Source organism: Corynebacterium sp. HMSC073D01 (assembly GCF_001815555.1).
Lineage (GTDB): Bacteria > Actinomycetota > Actinomycetes > Mycobacteriales > Mycobacteriaceae > Corynebacterium > Corynebacterium glucuronolyticum.
The window spans coordinates 1-298 of record NZ_KV821054.1 but is presented as its reverse complement, the minus strand read 5'-3'; the positions used below and the strand labels follow the sequence as shown (position 1 = coordinate 298).

The following is a 298-nucleotide window of genomic DNA, read 5'->3' as shown; positions in this document are numbered from 1 at the left end:
TTTTGGACTTGGAGTCCATGGTGTTTTTGTACGTGGGTTAGTGCGGTGGTTTGTTGTTTCGTTGTCGTGATGGGCGTGGGCGGGACAGCTCTGGTTTGATTTGTGGGGGTTGCCGGTGCCAGAAGCCTTCCACGTGACCGATATTGACTTGGCCTCCTGCAGGCCGTTGTTTTAAGACGATGGGCAGTGGGAACGCGAACAGGAGTTCACCATCGTGGTCGGTGAAGAATTCTGCATAGTTGTTGTCGTCGACCGTGGTGTAGACTTTTCGGTTTTTAAACCGCAACCCGACGTAGAG

General features: G+C 52.7%; 1 pseudogene. It reads right to left on the bottom strand.

Going from position 1 to position 298, the window contains the following annotated elements:
* Positions 1 to 37: 37 nt before the first annotated feature.
* Positions 38 to 298, bottom strand: a pseudogene (locus tag HMPREF3044_RS13235) (transposase); the annotation flags it as partial.